Genomic DNA, 16,027 nt, shown 5'->3' on the forward strand with positions numbered 1-16,027 from the left:
TCACTCGCAAGACGATTTGTTTTTCCAAGTCCATTTGGCTACATGATGTGGTGATTGGACTGTTCATCAATCGCTATGAGTTTGGCTTGTTAATTTAACTATCGAGCCACACGTCTAGAACATTACCAAAACTTTAATAATTCCACAGCATCCCGTCCATCAATATCTTGTACGTAAACCTTCACCTGTTCTTCTTTGGACGTTGGCAACTTCTTGCCGGTGAAATCTGGATGAATTGGTAACTCCCGCTGCCCTCTATCCACCAGAACGGCTAACCAAATTGCCGCCGGTCTACCATAATCATTAACCGCATTCAGGGCAGCGCGAACGGTACGCCCTTTATAAATGACATCATCCACCAACACTACCGTCTTGCCAGAGAGATCGAAAGGAATGTCAGTTTTGGCGGGTGTGCGAATGCCAATTTGATCCAAATCATCCCGATAGAAGGTAATATCCAGCGCCCCCACTGGCACTTCCACTTGTTCGAGCGCTTCTATCTGACGAGCCAACAGATTGGCTAATACAGCACCTCTGGTATAAACACCGACTAGCACTAACTCAGACAAGTCTCGTGACTTCTCCACCACCTGCGAAGCAATACGATTGAGGGTTCGACGGATTTCGTCTGCGGAAAGAATTTCTATAACTTCGGGAGACATGGTTTAAGAAAATCCGGTGATAACTGCGGGCAAATTACAGCCTCAGTGTACAAGCTCACATCAACTATCATCGTCATCGTTTCAACAAAAATAACTCCCTGTTCCTGGGTGTTGCACAATCAGGCGATGGTGAAAGACTATCCAAATTCAAAGGTATGCTTCCTCCTAGTCAGCAGCGATCGCCCATTGAGTTCACCTGATCAGGCGATTTAAAGAGTCATCAAGTTGATTCCCAGCGATCGCCCGCTTCTAAACCCCAACAGCAGCAAGATGGCGATCGCTATCCCCAACCAAATCAAAAAGTTATATCGCGTTAGCTGCAAGGCTCGTTGAATGCGTTCTGCATTGATAGGCTGGAGGTCATCTCCCAGTAAGGCTTTGTGTTTAGCAACGCCGCGATACCAATTCGTTCCCCCCACCTGAACGCCCAAAATTGCCGCATAGGCGCACTCACTCCAGCCAGAGTTAGGACTAGGATCTTTCGTCGCATCGCGTTGACAAATACTCCAAACATACCCAGGTTTTCTAGATAGTAAAGCTAGGGTAATCACCGTTAATCGGCAAGGCAACCAAGTCAGGATATCTTCTAATTTGGCACTAAACCAACCCAAATCGGTGTAGGGTGCTTCTCGATAGCCGACCATTGAATCTAGGGTACTGGCGGCTTTGTAGGCAAGGGCGAGAGGAACAGTTCCTAGTAAAGGTAAAAATGCCCCGACAATCGCATAAAAAAGGGGTGCCATCACTCCATCGGTAGCATTTTCTGTGACGGTTTCCAAAACAGCCCGAAGAATTTCTGGCTTTTGGAGATTTTCGGTATCGCGTCCTACATATTGACTCAACTTAGAACGCGCCCTGACAATATCATTCGCATTCAGGGGTTGCAAGACATCTTCAGCAGCAGCTCTCAAACTTCGACCGGCGAAACAACTGGCGAGTAAAATACTTTCTATGGCAATTCCTAAAAAAGGATGCAGCCAGTTCGCGGCTTGAACGATTAACCACCCCATCCAGTAGCTGCCACTTATCAGTCCAATTCCTAAAATTACTCCAGCCCATCGGAGTGTGAGAGGATGATTAAATAGTTGGAAAGTTATCTGGGTGTAGCGAGAAATTAGCCCGCCCATGACTCGTACTGGGTGAGGCCAACCCCACGGATCGCCGATGATGTAATCAAAAAGGGAAGCGATCGCTAATGATAGGACTGAGAGATGAGGACTGTTAGCGAAACGGTGCGAAGCACGGACTGCGGCAAATAAATCTTGGAAATTCACAACACCAAAGCTGCCAGAGCGCTGACAGTTTCTATACAACAAAACTGGTTTCTTCGCCTTGGGCGGCTTGCCAGCTGCGAGCGTCATAGTAAAGGTCTGCCAGTGTAATACTGTACAACGCTTCTTTAAGTTTTTGATGCAATCGGTGCCAAAGTGTAAATGTTACCCAATCCTCAGCAAGCTCTGCGTCAGGGGTATGACGAGGCAGCGGTTCAATCGTTTCACCGACTGCTTCTAATATTTCTCCCAGGGAAATTTGTGCTGGGGCGCGGGACAGTTGATACCCCCCCTGGGCACCTCGAACTGATTGGACTAACCCGGATCGACGCAACTCTATCAACAATTTTTCCAGATAGGGTGCGGGTAAGTCTTGTCGAGTTGCGATCGCTTTTACTGAAGTCGGTCCATACCCAGGTTGTAAACTCAAATCCAGCAGCGCTTTAACACTGTAGTGTCCACGGGTTGTCAGCTTCATACTGGAAAAAATTCCTCAGGGTAATGGATAATTAGTCAGCGGTCACGGGTCGGTAGTCAATGGAAGAAAAAAACAACTGAGAAGCGATCGCTAATGATAGACTAACGACTACCCTACAGCGTACCCCTCCATTTTTTCTCAGGTTGATGCTGTGAGGAAATCCGATCATCGAGATGCATCGGTTGTTCGCAAGGTACAGATATTTCTGCTTAAGCAAGAACTTTGATCAAAAAGGTTGCTGTTTAATAAATTATCGATAGATTGAACTAACTTTCCCCAATCCGTGTGATATAGTTTTATGAGCTGATATAAAGCTAAGCTAAAATTAGCTTAGAAACAGTCAGTGGAAAACGCTGTACACCCTCTGTATTCCTTACTTTTCGCTCCAAGTTGATGAATAAAAAGAAAAAGATCGACCCTCTAACTGGGGAAGCGCTAGTCAAGAAAGTTAAAGAGCTAGAAAGCCTCAGCAAAGAAGAAAAGGCTAGAGCCTGCGGTTACTACACTGTTACAAAAAGCGGTGTAGAGCGGGTGAATATGATGAAGTTCCTGAATGCTCTCATTGATGCTGAAGGAATTGAGTTAGACGGCAAACAAAGTGGCAACGGACGAGGCGGTCGCAGTGCCAGCTATCGAATTAGCGTCCAGTCTAACCATAATTTGCTGATTGGCTCGGCTTACACTAAGCAGATGGGACTCAACCCAGGGGATGAGTTTGAAATCTCTTTGGGACGGAAGCACATTCATCTGCGACAACTGGATAGAGAAGAAGGAGCTGAAGACGAAGAATTGGAAGAGGCATCCTAAACTAAAGTTTCACTCAGCAGTCATTAGCGATCGCTCATTGGTAACAAACCAATGAGCGATCGCAATGCTCTAAGTTTTCAAACTGTTTGCTTGAGCGATAAATTTAACTCCTTCGGTACCGGATTGAGAGGAAGATAGCGACGCAGTGTCTTGCGGGTGGCAGCGACACTATATGCTAGAGCGATTCCCTCTTGTTCCAGCACACCTAACACTTGTTGGGGGCGATCGCGGTCAACGACGGGTAACTGGTGGAGACCGCGTGCTGCCATCCGGTCTAAAGCTTCAGCCACCGATTCATCAGGGTTGGCATACAGAATTTCAGTCGTGCAGATGTCAGCAACTGGCTGATGAGCCAGATGACTGGTTAAATTGCTAGAGACATTGCAAATAACGTTGTTTGTTTCTACTGTTTCAGTAGGAGCAATGACTGGCGTCCGAGCTGTAGACATGGCTCGATTAATATCCTGTAAAGTAACGATGCCAATTAACTGCTCGGCATCATCAATTACTAAAGCGCTGCGCCAGCGGCCATTCGTCAAAGCTAGACCTGCCTCTAATACTGATAAAGAACCGCTCAGCATCAAACCTGGTTCCTGCATTGCTTCTGCAACTGATATTTGTTGCAAAATTTCCAGTTGCTGGTCTTTCTCCACATTGAGTTCCAGCTGCTGGAGATTTTGACCTTTAGTTGGCGCTGGCTGGAAGCGCTCCACCAGCCAGATGCTCAACCCGACTGCTGCCATCAGCGGCAAAACAATCCGGTAGTCGCGCGTTAGCTCAAACATTAACAGAATCGCCGTCAGGGGTGCCCTGGCGCTGCCAGCGAGAACTGCTGCCATTCCCACCATCGCGTAAGCAGGGGGTGCGGCAATCTGAATCGGTGCGGCACAGAGCATCGCTGCCAGAATTTTTCCATAAGCTGCCCCCAAGGAAGCACCGAGGAACATAGCAGGAGCAAAGATACCACCCACCAAACCGCTACCCAGACTAATCGCCGTCACGATCAGCTTGACCGCTAGCAGGGCGAGCAGTAACCCCAAAGAAAAATCTACATCCTGAAGCATGGCGGCAATCGTTTCGTAGCCGATGCCCAGAATTTGGGGCCATTGCAAAGCAACCAAGCCCAAACAAGCACCGCCTATTACCGGACAAAGCGATCGCGGCACCTTTCCCAACCACTCAAAACCGGCAACCTGTCCGCGAAAGAAACGACGAGCCAGTTGAATCGACTGGGTATAGGTCAGCGACACCAAACTCGCTAATACCCCCAATCCCAGATAAAGCGGTAATTCTAGAGGACTGCGGACTTCATAGACGGGCAGAGTAAAAGCAGGCTGGGCACCCAAACCAATCTGAGCAATCAAAGACGCCACAACTGCTGCCAGCAACACGACGCTAACGGCTGAAGTGGCAAAGGTGGTTCCCAAGACTACCTCTAAGGCGAAGAAAACACCGGCAATCGGGGCATTAAAACCAGCCGCTAGACCCGCCGCTGCTCCAGCACCCAGGAGTAACTGCTGCCTTTCTCTAGAGACTTGCAGCACTTGACCGAGCAGCATTCCAAAATTGCCGCCAATTTCCACGCTAGGCCCTTCTGGACCTAAAGAGGCTCCACTGCCTAGGGAAACAGCAGCCGCTACCATCTTGGTGACGGGTCGCAGGGGTAGCAACTCTCGGACGCCTTGGGCAGCGGCAATCAGCGAGGAGATACTGGGGCCAAAATCAGGCCAAGCAAGGCGCATTAAACCAACGATTAATCCTCCCAGAATGGGAATACAAGCTAAAGTCCAGGCACCCCAGCCCGCAATTATTCCCATCACACCTTCCAGCATCAAGCTGTGGATGATAGCGATTAAATAGTGAAACGTGACAACGCCCATCCCAGTGCCGGTGCCAATTAATACAGCCAACAGCAGGACGACGCTTTCGGGTGAGGGTTGGAGTCGATTGAGAATTTTAGTAAGACGGGAAGCAGGGGAAGTTGGTGCGGATGATTCCGGCAGCAACACATCTGACAATGGAGTGGCGTTCATTGATGAGGGTTAACAGGAAAAATGAGAAAAAGCTTAATTTTTATTCATGATTTTCATTGTAGCTGCGAGCGATTGGCTATCAGCTTCAAAAGGCGAACCATTAGGGAAAATTTTGAGTTTTTAGTCTGGATAAACAGAGCATCCAGAATTTTACTGGTTTATGGTTCGCGCGATGTGCAACATTAATGTGTGAAAGCTTAATTGTTATCCTTAGCGATCGCCTTCCCAAGGCAATCCATTTCGGTTAATCTCTCCTCAATCCTTTTTTACCAGGAAAAAGGCTGAAAGTTCCGCTCCCTTCCCACACAGAGATGGAGCTTAGGGAAAACCTTAACCAATCAGTATGGCTTCCGTGCGATCGCTAGAGATATTTGCAAAAAGTTGTGCTATTGACAATTTACTGGCTGATGCCTGCTTTCTCATCTCTGACCTGTGGCTTCTGACTCTTCACTTGTCTGACGGCTGCCCGTTTAGTAATTAGCCGCCAACCCTCAGCCTGATTAATCGATTTCATCGGCTTTAAATTCAGCTGGTTAAAGGTGGGTTGGTCAAGTAAAAAATAAGGTTGAGCGTCGCCTTTCCAACGTTGCTGGAGTTCGGCATCTGTTGCGGGGATGACTTGGCGATCGCTATAAAAATTCAGAGAAGGACGGGCAAGATCGTAGGATGTGTAGATTGGCTTACCGATGGGAGTGTTGCGCTTAATCATCGCGGCGACGGGTTTAACCGGATAGGCTTCTGCGAGTTCCCAAATCCAGTGCGGCGATGTCATGAATATCAGTAGCGTCACATACGTACCCCAAAATAGCAGCGGCATAAATTGCAGGTCTTTTTGATAAACCAAAATTGCCGTTATCAGTAAAGTCAAAGCAGCAGATGCAAACACCAATTGCAAATTCCAGTTCGGTTGGGGGCCAAATGCGGCAAAATAAAAACTACCGCTTAGCGCCAGTAAACCCATGACCGTCAAAAGCGGTACCCAAGGGCGGGGATAAGATTTACTACTGGGCGCATTCCAAACTTCAGCTAGCTGGGCACCCCCCGCTAAAGCCACTGCTGGGTAAATCGGCAGCACATACCAGGGAAGTTTGGTTCCCATCACCGAAATGGCTGCTAGATAAACGCCAATCCACACCAGTACCAGTTTTGCCCAGCTCATATTGCGATTTTCCCAAGCAAGGCGCAATCCTTGGGGCAACAAGAATAACCAGGGCCATCCGTACTTTAAGATTTCCAATAGATAGTACCAGGGGGGACCCGCGTGATTCTCGACGGGTGTCCAAATCCGCTGCAAGGATTGACTGAAGATGCCGGTATTCACGAAGGTCTGCCCGTAGTGGAGGAGTTGGGCACCATACCAAGCGGCAACCGGCACACTGCCCAAGAGCAAACCAATCCAGAAATAGAGGGAAGTCAACAGTCTGGGAGTATCCCAAGCTAAAAACACCAGAGCGATGTTTAAAAGCAATAATCCCATCATGCCTTTGGTAAGGCAAATCAACCCAAACCCCACACCGGCACCCAGAGCGTAGCGCAAGTCTCGGCGCGATCGCAACACGCACCACATCATCAACAGGAAAAAGCACAGCACTGCCCCATCCAGCATCGCCAGACGCCCATGACGCACAACGGGCAGTAGCGTCAAGTAAATTAAAGCCGAGAAAAGAGCGGGAAGGCGTCGCCGGAATAGTTCCCGACCAATGCTATACAAAAGCGGCACACAAGCGGCACTCAGCAGCGCCCCAGGTAGGCGCGTTGTCCACTCATTCACACCGCCAATTGCGTAGGCACCAGCAACCAGCAGATGCATTAGAGGCGGTTTATTTAGATACTCCGTACCTCCCAACGTCGGGTACAGCCATCTCAAAGAATCAAACTTTGCCTGCCAAATCTCACGAGCAACCTGAGCAACCGTTCCCTCATCCCAATCTCGTAAAGGCAGTACGCCCAGATTTATTCCAAATAGCAGTATAGCCGCTAGGAATAACCCTAAGACCCACAGCCTTTCCACCCATCTGTCAGCTCCTCCAATCTTGTTTTTTGAACGACCCCACGCAAAAGTTTGACGATCCATATTTAACCAAGCCCGTGGTATTTAGCGGCAATCCAACTTCATTACCTGCGATTTATCTCACTCAATCATCTGACTAAAATCACAAGGTAAGTTTCCATGTACTAATAAAGTTTGCATAAATCTATAGAGTAAAGCCGGATTTTCTATCTTAAATACGACTTACGCGCCAGTAACGGAAAAATGAACCGCTTAAGCGTTGCAAAGCGCTCTCTTCGCTTTAGACACGAAGGAATCAGAGTTTGAGAGAGTTTTTGCGTAAGTCCTGTTAAAGTGACTTGGGAAGACTCTCGCCATGCCTGCCCTAATCCTGTAGGACAATCCTCAGAGTTGGAAACACTCGCAGAGTTGAAACCCAGTTTTACAGCAGTCAGAAGCTAGTTTCGTTCCGAATTATAAAATTTATACCAGTAGTGAGAGTCATACGGAAATTTTTTTTATCATCTATCGGCTTATTTAGCATCACCACCGTGCCAAGTGTAACGCCGACTTTACTCTGTTAGCGTAAGCGTTGCGGTGTTAAGAGCTAACAGCATTTTATCGTTAATCGCTAAAAGATAAAAACTAGCTTAATCTCCCAAGATGAATCCTGGCGGGTAATTTCAATCTGGCGAATGAATTCTCGAAAGTAGAATCGTCGCTCTGATTCTGACAAATCTAGCCAAAATTGTGAGATAGATACAGCCTGCGCGATCGCTTGTAAATCCACTGGCGGCAGACTCGCCATCCGCGATTGCAATTGAGAGATTTCTGTGCGTAGTTTGTAGGCGCGTAACTGGGCAGTTTCTGAATCCAGAATGCCATTATCTGTAAGCGTCGGCAACTGAGCTAAGATATCTTGCTTGGCGACAATTTCATTGGTAATGGTGCCCTTAATTCCATCTATATTGGGAACATTCATTGCCGCTACTGCACGGGGTAAATCTTGGCAGATTCTCTCAATCGTTTGTTCCAACACTTCCTGATAAGAAATAGCCCGACATTTGGGCTGTTTAAAGCACTTAGTTGGGCGCAGATACAGATATTCTCCCTGTTTGCGAGAGGCTGTGACGCGGGTAATCGTCATTGGCGACTGGCACTCCCCACAAACAACTAACCCAGCTAGAGAACGATTCGCACTGGCGGTGCGAGGCGGCAGACGGCGGTTGCGGCGCAGCAGGCGGTCAATTTGCGCGGCTTCTTCCCTGGATACGATGGCAGCATGGGTATCGGAAAGAACCTGACCATTTTGATACCCAGTGTCACCCCGATAGACTGGGTTAGTCAGCCAGCGGTGCCCAGTAGACACAGAAATTTTCTTGCCGTATTTCTTTTCTAGATACCGAACTGCACCGCGTAAAGAACCATACAGCAGAAATTGTTCAAAAAAATCTTTGACTACCGGCGCGGCGCTGCGGTCTAGGATGTAGCGATCTTTGCCTCGTCGGTAGCCGTAAGGGGCTTTTCCAGGCGCTGGCGACGCTTTGAGCCGCCGCTCTGCGTGTCCTTGGCGGATGCGACGGCGGCGCTGCCGACTCTGAATTTCTTGCAGGAGTTGGAGGGGTGTCTGATGATACGCGCCTGACTCAGTGGTAATAATTTGAATGCCGAGGGATTCGAGATCAAAGATGCGATCGCATACTTCCTCCACCGAGTCTCCCAGTTCTGCCAGTCGTCTGATTAATAAATAATTAGCGGGTTCTTCTTTACAGTCTTCTAACAGCTGCCGCAGTTGTTGACGCCCCCCCAAATCTTGATAAAGGCCATCTATTTCCCAACCCCAAATCAAGGGATCGGGCGCAGCTTCAAGCAACGGGTCAGTGTAGGAATATGCAATAATTTTCATTGCATAATTAATCCACCAAGACCCTTTAAAATGCTCAGGACACGATACAAGTCATTTTCGCGTTTGAGGAGCGAAAACTCATCTGACATCGCGTATTGAGCGGAATAGGCATCTTGTCTGGTATCCTGAACCAGTTTTAGGAAGATGAAGTGACTGCCATTTGTGATTAATCCAAAAATGGGTTTGTCAGGATGGAGATTGCCCAACATATAAGCGAGAGCCTGCGGTATCCCCACTTCAATTGAAACGCCAATTTTAGATTCGATGACGAGTACCCACAATTGGTTGTGCAACACCAGAACATCAATCTCTCCCTTGACGACTTCTTCTTCGTCCTCAACAGAGATTTCTACTCCTGGTTCTCCGTCAATTTCAAAGGGAGGCTGATAAAAACCCGCTAATTCCAGCAGCGGAGATAACACTACCATTTTGACGATGCTTTCTATCATCGGGCGGCGCTTAGTTAAGTGGAGATAGTTGCTTTTAATTCGGTCTAAAGCTTGTTTTTCTAAATCGGAAAGTGCTGGTAAGTTTATTACCCATTCTGTAAAAAAATGGTCGTTGGCAGCAAGTTGTAAGTGAAATTTGTCTTCTAAGTATCCGAGAGTTACTTTATTGGCTTGGATTATCTGAACCATAATTTTATTGAGGAGAAAAACGTTAGCCGCATAGAATTATAGAGGCGATCTTTATCAGAATCTGAGATAGCGATCGCACTTCGTTGTCAAAAGCGCTCGTATAGGATTCATGGCTGACAGCTCACTCACCTAGCTCAATGATGTTTCCATCAGGATCTTGAGTAAACAGTGCAGCGCGACCAGAAGCGCTCATTTGTACGGGGTAGTTGTGAGCCACAAGATGCTCCTTAGCAGCGTCTAAGTTGGCTACTAAGAAGGCTAAATGGCGATTCCGACCCAATTTCTCGGAATTTACTAAATCTGATGGTATAGAGTCGGCAACAATCAGGTGAATTTGAAACTCGCCGACTTGATACCACGCGCCGGGAAATTTCAGCACTCTATCCACCTTAGATAATCCCAACACGTTACCGTAAAATTGCTCGGCTCGTTCCAAGTCAGAAACGAGAATGGCTGCATGGAGACATTGAGTAATCTGCATTGCTAGTTTGCTTTTGCCCGTAATCATACCATTCTCCCCTGTAGACGAACGACTTTTTCAAACCCAAAAACTGAGTTGTAGAAATAAAGCGATCGCTCGACTTATGGCACGTAAAGAACCGTATGATTAAGATCCATGACCGAAATCATTTTCTTCGCCTCAACCAAATTTAAAACCTCGGCTATTATGCCAAATCAAACAACAGAAATTCTGTGTTATTTTTGGCTTCTATAACAATCTTGTTTTCATCACTCATTGCAGCGCCATCTCCAGAAACCAATAACTTACCATTCAAACTGATATCGCCTTTGATAACTTGCAGCCAAGCATGACGGTTAGGTTTGATTTGATAATCAACCTGCTGTCCAGCATCAAGCAAAGTTGCGTAAATATTGGCATCTTGATGGATAGTAACAGAACCATCCCGACCATCTTGAGAAACAATCAAACGGAGATTGCCGTGTTTTTCCTCAGGCGAATACATTTTCTGCTCATATCCAGGTTCTAATCCTTTTTGATTTGGCATAATCCAAATTTGCAGAAAATGCACTGAGTCAGTTTTAGAATGGTTATATTCGCTGTGAGTAACTCCTGTACCAGCGCTCATGATTTGCACTTCGCCCGGACGGATTATGGAACTGGTTCCCATGCTATCTTTATGCTCTAAAGCACCTTCTAGCACGTAGGAAATGATTTCCATATCTCGATGAGAATGTGCCCCGAAGCCTTGGTTCGCTTGCACTCTGTCTTCGTTAATTACGCGCAGACTTTTAAATCCCATATGCTGGGAATCGTAATAGTTGGCAAAGGAGAATGAATGATAAGAATTGAGCCAACCATGATTAGCGTGTCCGCGTTCTTCTGCTTTCCGAATTGCAATCATTTTTCTCTCCTATTTAACTTAAATTTCTGCTAGATAAAGCCTGGAGTTACCCAATTTTTAGAGATGCGATTTATCTCGTATGCTTACGCAGGCTAAGAAGATGGGAGAAGTTGCTAATTTGTGCAAGTAAACTTTGTTTAGATAGGCTATGCCTTCCAGCATGAAGAATGCTAAATTTTACTGTGCGAACCATCACAAAACGGTGAATTACTGGTGTATTTACACTGGCATAATGCTACCTGTTTTTTCTCTTCCAGTGCGAACTTTACAGGTGTAAATTCGGTGCCTTGATGGGAACCATCGCAGTAAGGTTGATTTTGAGATTGACCGCAACTGCACCAAAAGTAAGTACCCGGTTCAAGCGCCAGAACGATAGGTTTTTTATCTACAATAATTGGTTCAATCATTTTTGTTCTCCTTTGTTTCTTTTTGGGAGTTGTTTTTGTATATGTATAGTTTAAAAAATGTAACTATAAAATGTAAAGTATGCACTTTAAAGTAAGATAGTACCCAAAAAGATACTATGGAAGCCAAAAGCGAGAATCTTGAAAGGAAGACCTGTCCGGCAGAAACTACCTTAAAAGCAATTAGCGGACGCTGGAAGCTTTTGATTGTGGGAGAACTATGGTCAGGAGTTAAACGATTTGGGGAACTGCAAAGAGGATTGGAGGGAATCACTCAAAAGATGCTGACGCAGCAACTGAGAGAGATGGAAGAAGACGGAATTATCCATCGCCAGGTTTATCCGCAGATTCCCCCGAAAGTGGAATATTCTTTGACGCCTTTAGGGGAAAGTTTGAAACCGATTATCCATGCAATGCACGAATTAGGCACGCAATTGTAGAAATTATTTGCGGGTGTAGCGATGCTTCACTCCAATGGGAAAATATTCTGGATCGCCGCTTGGAGTTAAGGTAACTTGCGGCATTTGGTATGGTGGGGGGACGTAGTTGGCAAACTCGCTGTTGAGGCGTAGTAGCTGGGAAAGAATGGAAGATGCGATCGCTTCCTGCTTATCTTCACTTTCTTGCACTTCTGGCGCTAACTCCACAACAACCGACAAGAAGCGGTTTTTATCTGCATCTTCCTGAACTTGCATGACAAACTTCCCCGTCACCCACTCTCTAATCGTGGGTTGTTCTAACCCCACCGTCACATTTTCGGGGTAAATATTTGCGCCGAAATAGGAAACCGTGAAATTAGACCGTCCAAACACATAAACGAACGGTAAGGGAGGAATTCCTCTTTCTGTAGCTCGCGCCGCCGGATTTAGTTCTGGTAGCCCTAAGCTGGAAGTTTGGGGGTGAGTGATGGTACTTTCACCTTGCAACGCCGCTACTGGATCGAATTCCCATTCTGCTAAAAACTGGAGCATCGCATCGTAAGAAATTAAGCCCCCCGTATCGGAGATATGATAGCGGATCAGCGGAATCCCGTTATCGCCTGAAAACAGCAATGTGCCCTCGTGAACCTCAAAAAAGCGACTCAGTGGGTCATACTGTACCAGTGTTGGCAAGCGAGATTCTCCAAACAGTGCCTTAGCAGCATCTGGATATTCTGCCAGAAACCGCCGGATGCGGATACTCAGGGGGGTTTCGTTACCTAAGACGCCTGCATCGGCTGTCCCATAGAGCGAAGCTGAGTCATAGCAAGGATTTTGAGAACCGACTCTTTCTCCGACAAGATTGCGCCATTCTTCGCTGAAGACTTCTCCCGCAAAGACCATTTTGATGTGATATCGCTGCCACTCTACACCCCGCGCCATGCCACTATCAATTACATCCTTCAAAAATGGCGGATATCCCAACAGCACGACTTGCTCAAATGCAGAACCCAGTTCTTGCACCACTCGAAATATCTCTTCTTTGTGATTGCCGGGAGTAATCACAGTAATGGGGTATCCTTTACTGGCTAGATAGCGACAGCAGTTCGCTGTGTACATTCCACCAACCCAAGTCCCCAAGGTAAAGCAGATGACAGCCAAGGTGCGGCGGGTGTCAGCCTGAAAACTATCATGAAATATCTGTTCAAAGCGAATGGCTATTTGCAGTTCATCCGTCAGGAAACGAGGCCAAAATGTCGGCTTTCCTGTTGAACCGGAAGAAACAGCAATCGTATCGCACGCTTCTAATTGTCCATTGCGGCACAAGTCTGCAAGTGAGTGACGCAACAGGTAATTTTCTTTGGTAATGAAGGGAAGTTTTTGGAAATCCTCAAAAGTTTGTATCGAATCCGGATCGATAGCCTGTTCCTGCACAAAAGCTTGGTAGGCGGGGACAGTCGTAGCAACCTCGTGAAATAATTGCATCGTAGCGGCTTCTGGGGAGGTGCTGCGATACTGTTGCAGCCGCCACTGGAGGGGAGTATTCAGGAACGCTTGAAAAGCTGTGAGTACCCGTTGACGTTGTTCTTCCAGCATTGTCCTCTGTCTCAATTTTGTTATTAAGATCGGGCTAACGTAGGGAAAGCGATCGCTTTCAATCGCTTTCATCGATCGCATCACTTGGTACAATCTCGGTCAATTTGTTATACCGTTACTGGATCTTCCACAGAATTGCCCCAGGTTAATCATGCCCCTCTATTGCACCAAAGGACACGAGAATCCCATCGATGGTCGCTTTTGCCAGCATTGTGGCGAACCGCTGCCTTCAGTGGTGAGTAATAGTATTTTGCCGGGGATGACGCTAGGCGATCGCTATCGAATTGTGCGCGAACTGGGACATGGTGGCTTTGGACGCACCTATTTGGCTGAAGACCTCAACCGCTTCAACGAACCCTGTGTTTTAAAGGAATTTGCCCCCAAGGTGCAAGGCACTTACGCTTTGCAGAAAGCTTCCGAACTGTTTGAGCGGGAAGCCGGTGTCCTTTACAAGCTGAAACACCCGCAAATTCCCAACTTTCGAGAGTTATTTCGGGTAAACCAGCAAGGCAACGGACGCCTCTTTTTAGTACAAGACTATGTGGAAGGTCAAACCTATCGCGCTTTCCTCGATACTCGGAAATTTCAGCGATCGCGGTTTAGCGAGGCGGAGGTACGACAGATCCTACTGCAAATTTTACCGGTTCTAGAATATATCCATTCGCTGGGGGTCATTCACCGCGATATTGCCCCAGATAACATGATTTTGCGAGCTTCTGACCAACTGCCCATTTTGATTGACTTTGGCGGCGTCAAGGAAGTCGCAGCCACGGTGGAATCGGAATTTAGCGAAACACCAGGGATGGAAACAGCGACCATCCATACTCGATTAGGAAAGCCCGGATACGCCCCTGATGAGCAGATGCAACGGGGAATTGTGTTTCCCCATAGCGATTTATATGCTTTGGCAGCAACGATGTTGGTGCTGCTCACTGGTAAACAGCCGCAAGAGCTAATCGACGGCGGAACGCTTTCGTGGAACTGGCGGCGGGAGGTGAACCTTAGTCCCGCACTGGGGGCAGTATTGGATAAAATGCTTTCACGACGACCGGGCGATCGCTATCAATCGGCCAGCGCCGTACTACAGAGCCTCTCATCTGCCCACCCACCTACAGCACCCGTTCCTCCCACTCAGCCGCCCACCAAGCCCCCGATGCCACCGACAATGGTGGTTGCTCGTGCCCCAATTCCCCATCCACCCCAGCCAATCGCCAACTCACCACAGCCAATTCCAACTCCTAATCCATTAGCGCCGCCAACGCCCAACCGGCAAACCTCAACCCCCAAACCTCAATCTCCATTTCTCGGCTTAGTGGGGAAAACTTTGGCCGTGTCGCTGCTGATTACGGGTGCTACTGGAATCGGCTGGTGGGCGGGCAATCTGTGGATAGAATCCCTGTCAAAGTCGGGGGAAGAAACCTCCGACGCCACACCCTCACCCAGTTCTTCGCCGCCAGTCGATCAAGAAAATCCTTCGGCGCAGTTCTCACCTGCGGAACAGGCACGCAAGCAACAGCTGCGCGATCGCCGTCAGAGTCTCGGCGTTAACTATAATTTCTATGTCAACTGGGTGAATGAAGCTTTCTGGACTCAGAACCCCAATCAACGGGGACGCACGCTGGGCAATGGCTCAGAAAATGAGCAATTGCGAGAGCAATGGGACAAGACAGCTACTGAATTGCTCGATAAGCTAGAGCAGGCGAAATTACCGGGCGCAGCGAGACAGCGTTTGGGAAGCTATGGTGCGGCGGATCGCGATCGCTGGAAGGGGCAAGTCAACCAGCTACGGCTGAGCAGTCGCGGTCTCTACGATCTCGCAGATGTGGCATTTTTCCAGATATTTCCAGAACAGCGGGGCAAAGATTTTCTGAATCAGCCGATAGGTCAAATCTGGCACGCGATCGCTGGGGAGAAAGTCAAAGCAGTGCAATCTAAAGACGCGCTGGAAACGATTCGCTTTGCTCCGGGGGCTGTGGGCAAACGAGTCAGCGGCACCCTCCAACCAGGCGAAGGAAAAGCCTACATCGGCAACTTTGGCGCAGATCAATTATTGGCACTTAACTTTAGCGGTAGTTCAAAACTGCGGCTTTCCCTTTATCCCCCAACCAGCACGCTTCCGCCAATCCTCGAAGACTCAACCGAAAAAACTTGGTCGGGAACGCTGCCTCAATCAGGCTACTACGAATTCATCGTTGTTTCCGAAGCTTCCCAGCCCGTTGATTATCAACTTGATATCGGCGTAGAAAACCCTCCCGCATCTCCCTCACCGTCACCGTCTGCAACCCCCATTCCCTCACCTGAATCGGCTGAAACTACCACTCCTTCACCCTAACAGGACTCGCCGCACATCACCACATAGTAAGGGCAACCACAGGGGGATTGAACCCGAAAAAACGCTATATGTAGGGCTTGCTGAATAAGTAATGGAAAACCAGGAGAAGGATGGATTAGTTATTCAA

At 47.8% G+C, this 16,027-nt stretch carries 16 protein-coding genes; 4 read left to right on the top strand and 12 right to left on the bottom strand.

Annotation, left to right across the window (positions count from 1 at the left end; genetic code table 11):
* On the top strand, window positions 1–98 hold a 98-nt coding region (locus AC2VDX_RS08095), incomplete at its 5' end, for an IS1 family transposase (RefSeq protein ID WP_486928077.1).
* 24 nt (window positions 99–122) lie between these two features.
* Here AC2VDX_RS08095 and pyrR read toward each other — a convergent pair.
* The 4 genes from pyrR to AC2VDX_RS08115 all read right to left on the bottom strand — a co-directional run bounded on the left by pyrR (window position 123) and on the right by AC2VDX_RS08115 (window position 2,580).
* Window positions 123–662, bottom strand: coding sequence for a bifunctional pyr operon transcriptional regulator/uracil phosphoribosyltransferase PyrR (gene pyrR, locus AC2VDX_RS08100; RefSeq protein ID WP_378178013.1), 540 nt, complete (start codon window positions 660–662; stop codon window positions 123–125).
* Between the two features lie 209 nt (window positions 663–871).
* Window positions 872–2,023 (bottom strand): adenosylcobinamide-phosphate synthase CbiB, encoded by a 1,152-nt coding sequence (gene cbiB, locus AC2VDX_RS08105; protein ID WP_378178016.1) that lies wholly within the window; start codon window positions 2,021–2,023, stop codon window positions 872–874.
* Window positions 1,968–2,411, bottom strand: a complete 444-nt coding sequence (locus AC2VDX_RS08110) for an Rrf2 family transcriptional regulator (protein ID WP_378178018.1) — start codon at window positions 2,409–2,411, stop codon at window positions 1,968–1,970. Before AC2VDX_RS08110 ends, cbiB begins: the two co-directional genes overlap by 56 nt.
* Window positions 2,412–2,442: 31 nt before the next feature.
* On the bottom strand, window positions 2,443–2,580 hold the full coding sequence (locus AC2VDX_RS08115) for a hypothetical protein (RefSeq protein ID WP_378178020.1): 138 nt from the start codon (window positions 2,578–2,580) through the stop codon (window positions 2,443–2,445).
* Between the two features lie 224 nt (window positions 2,581–2,804).
* On the opposite strand from AC2VDX_RS08115, the gene AC2VDX_RS08120 reads away from it, so the two are divergent.
* Window positions 2,805–3,218, top strand: coding sequence for an AbrB family transcriptional regulator (locus AC2VDX_RS08120; RefSeq protein WP_378178022.1), 414 nt, complete (start codon window positions 2,805–2,807; stop codon window positions 3,216–3,218).
* Between the two features lie 77 nt (window positions 3,219–3,295).
* On the opposite strand, the gene AC2VDX_RS08125 is transcribed toward AC2VDX_RS08120, so the two are convergent.
* The 7 genes from AC2VDX_RS08125 to AC2VDX_RS08155 form a co-directional block, all read right to left on the bottom strand.
* Entirely contained in the window at window positions 3,296–5,251 is a 1,956-nt protein-coding gene (locus AC2VDX_RS08125; protein WP_378178024.1) for a chloride channel protein, read from the bottom strand.
* A gap of 397 nt (window positions 5,252–5,648) precedes the next feature.
* Window positions 5,649–7,325, bottom strand: a complete 1,677-nt coding sequence (locus AC2VDX_RS08130; RefSeq protein WP_378178026.1) for an ArnT family glycosyltransferase — start codon at window positions 7,323–7,325, stop codon at window positions 5,649–5,651.
* Between the two features lie 547 nt (window positions 7,326–7,872).
* Window positions 7,873–9,147 (bottom strand): recombinase family protein, encoded by a 1,275-nt coding sequence (locus AC2VDX_RS08135; protein ID WP_378178028.1) that lies wholly within the window; start codon window positions 9,145–9,147, stop codon window positions 7,873–7,875.
* Window positions 9,144–9,785 (bottom strand): restriction endonuclease subunit R, encoded by a 642-nt coding sequence (locus AC2VDX_RS08140; RefSeq protein WP_378178030.1) that lies wholly within the window; start codon window positions 9,783–9,785, stop codon window positions 9,144–9,146. Before AC2VDX_RS08140 ends, AC2VDX_RS08135 begins: the two co-directional genes overlap by 4 nt.
* Window positions 9,786–9,906: 121 nt before the next feature.
* Window positions 9,907–10,266 (bottom strand): VOC family protein, encoded by a 360-nt coding sequence (locus AC2VDX_RS08145; protein WP_378178040.1) that lies wholly within the window; start codon window positions 10,264–10,266, stop codon window positions 9,907–9,909.
* Window positions 10,267–10,450: 184 nt separating this feature from the next.
* Window positions 10,451–11,149, bottom strand: a complete 699-nt coding sequence (locus tag AC2VDX_RS08150; protein ID WP_378178032.1) for a pirin family protein — start codon at window positions 11,147–11,149, stop codon at window positions 10,451–10,453.
* Between the two features lie 170 nt (window positions 11,150–11,319).
* A complete protein-coding gene (locus tag AC2VDX_RS08155; RefSeq protein WP_378178034.1) occupies window positions 11,320–11,556 on the bottom strand; it encodes a CDGSH iron-sulfur domain-containing protein in 237 nt (78 codons plus the stop codon).
* A 116-nt stretch (window positions 11,557–11,672) separates the two neighbouring features.
* Here AC2VDX_RS08155 and AC2VDX_RS08160 point away from each other — a divergent pair, with 116 nt between their 5' ends.
* Window positions 11,673–11,993 carry a winged helix-turn-helix transcriptional regulator gene (locus AC2VDX_RS08160; RefSeq protein ID WP_378178036.1) on the top strand — a complete coding sequence of 107 codons (321 nt, stop codon included), beginning with the start codon at window positions 11,673–11,675 and terminating at the stop codon, window positions 11,991–11,993.
* Window positions 11,994–11,996: 3 nt separating this feature from the next.
* Here the strand turns inward: AC2VDX_RS08160 and AC2VDX_RS08165 are convergent, their stop codons facing one another.
* Window positions 11,997–13,568 (bottom strand): phenylacetate--CoA ligase family protein, encoded by a 1,572-nt coding sequence (locus AC2VDX_RS08165; protein WP_378178042.1) that lies wholly within the window; start codon window positions 13,566–13,568, stop codon window positions 11,997–11,999.
* 151 nt (window positions 13,569–13,719) lie between these two features.
* Here AC2VDX_RS08165 and AC2VDX_RS08170 point away from each other — a divergent pair, with 151 nt between their 5' ends.
* Window positions 13,720–15,900 (top strand): protein kinase domain-containing protein, encoded by a 2,181-nt coding sequence (locus AC2VDX_RS08170; RefSeq protein ID WP_378178038.1) that lies wholly within the window; start codon window positions 13,720–13,722, stop codon window positions 15,898–15,900.
* Window positions 15,901–16,027 lie beyond the last annotated feature (127 nt).

The sequence above is a fragment of the Coleofasciculus sp. H7-1 genome (assembly GCF_057473865.1).